This window comes from Bacteroides sp. 2201st1_D9_2201SCRN_220225, from assembly GCF_040928965.1.
Taxonomy (GTDB): Bacteria; Bacteroidota; Bacteroidia; order Bacteroidales; family Bacteroidaceae; genus Bacteroides; species Bacteroides stercoris.
Map to the genome: position 1 here is coordinate 1 of NZ_JBCODG010000038.1, position 2,131 is coordinate 2,131.

The 2,131-nt window shown below is 44.7% G+C and carries 2 protein-coding genes; both read right to left on the minus strand.

Going from position 1 to position 2,131, the window contains the following annotated elements; genetic code table 11:
- The coding region (locus tag AB5903_RS13405) for a serine O-acetyltransferase (protein WP_368117936.1) at positions 1-748 on the minus strand (748 nt) is incomplete at its 3' end.
- Between the two features lie 91 nt (positions 749-839).
- On the minus strand, positions 840-2,131 hold a 1,292-nt coding region (gene gshAB / locus AB5903_RS13410), incomplete at its 5' end, for a bifunctional glutamate--cysteine ligase GshA/glutathione synthetase GshB (RefSeq protein WP_368117937.1).

The following is a 2,131-nucleotide window of genomic DNA, read 5'->3' on the forward strand; positions in this document are numbered from 1 at the left end:
ATATGGGGTGGCGTGGTATTCCCTTTATCGGATTTCCGTTTTCGTCAGTCGGGAAACTTTTTGCACCGAGTGTGACACCCTGATACAGTGTGACGTGATTCCCGATGATACAAGTCTGCCCTATCACGATTCCGGTTCCATGATCTATATTGAAATATTCTCCTATCTCAGCACCCGGATGAATATCTATCCCTGTCTCAAAATGGGCAAGCTCACTGATAATTCTCGGTATGAGCGGTATCTCCATTTTATATAGCTCGTGGGCAATCCTGTGGTTTGAAATGGCTCTGATGGCAGGATAGCAGGATATTATCTCTCCTATACAGGTAGCTGCCGGATCTCCGTCAAAGGCTGCATGAATGTCCGTTGCCAGCACCCTTCTCATTTCGGGAAGGCTCCGTATGAACCTCTCGGCATACTTTCTTGCCGTCTGGCAGCAGGGAGTTCCCTTTATCCTTTCCTTCATATTCTCATTTCCGAAAAGCATACCCGCCTGTATCTGCTGCGTCAGGATATTGCTCAGCTTCTCCAGTGTCACCCCAAGATGAAAAGTGAGTGTCTGGCTGTTTACCGTATGATTTCCATAATATCCCGGAAACAGGACTGCACGGCAAAGTTCTATTATCTCATGTATGGCCTTACCTGAAGGTATCGGGTCTCCTTCTTCATATTTGATGAAAAGTTCAGGGAATGACGAATGATCCGCCAACTTTTCAACAACTTCTCCGATGTATGTAATATGTTCCATGTGATTATATATATTTTAAATCGTAAATATACGTTGGTTTAACCTATAATAAAAAGGATAGGTTATATCCTTTTTATTGTCTGCACTGTCTTTAAAATCCCAAAGCCCTGATCATCTTATGGTTCAGGTGTCTGTTCTTGCCCTTGAACGGATAACAGTGTATATGTATGGCAGGATTGAAGTTCATTTCAATGATCGCATAGTTATCCGGTGTGGCAGGAGCATGAATATCCTGTATCATCATATCCAGCCCGGTAATCTTCACGTTCAGAGCTTTGGCAGCTTCCACAGCAATAGCCTTGTACGAGTCGTCTATATCGTCTGTAAAATCTATGCTGTCTCCTCCCGTACTGATATTGGAGTTCTCACGAAGATAGACCACTTCCCCCTCTTTGGGTACAGTGTTGAAATCCATTCCCTGCTGCTTCAGAAACATTTCCTCCTCACGCCCCTTTCTAATTTTCTCCAAAGGGGTGCGATATCCTTTACCTCTGAGCGGATCTTCATTCTTCCTGTCTATCAGTTGTCCGATATTCAGAACACCGTCACCCGTCACGTTTGCCGGAACACGGTGAAGGATACCTACCACTTCATCATTGATGATGAATATCCTGAACTCCCTTCCCGGTATGAACTTCTCTATAAGCACCGTGTTGTCATGCTCAAAGGCTATCTGCAAGGCTGCCTTGAAGTCCGTTTCATCATAGTTATGCTTCAGTATGGTTATACCCAATCCGAAATTGGTGGACTTAGGCTTGATTACCACAGGTTTCCCTGCATACATACGGTAGTCTGCCATACCTGCCTCCGGTGACGTGTATTCATAACCGCCCGGCACGCTTATTCCGGCACGTTCCAGCACCTTCTTCGTTACCACCTTATTTTCCATCATCAATACAGACACGTATGAGTCCAAAGAGGTCTTGGTTGCCTGCATCACATATTCCTCCTTTTTACCGTCAAACAGACGTATGAAGTTTTCCTTACGGTCAAGTATTTCAAAACCTACCCCTTTAAGTATTGCAGCCTTCAGCAGAAGCTGTGTGGACATTTCCATATCCTCCAGTCCATGAAATCTGTAACCTCCGCTTATGGTGGCTTCCCTATACTGTCTTGCCTTCTCCAGATGGAACGGTACAAACCCCACCCTGTTTATGTTCTCATACAGCACCATGCCTATACGCTTCTCAGGATTCTGTACAAGATACAGATTGTGCTGCATCTCCTGACGGTAGGTTTCATTGTCAAGCACCCCATATTCTGAAAGAATCCTCTCCATATCTTCTAAAATAGAAGTAGCTTTCTGCTGTACAGTGGTCGAGCAGCATTTCAACTCCTTCTTTTCGTCTCTTCCATAGCATGAAGCCATATCCTGATTACAGG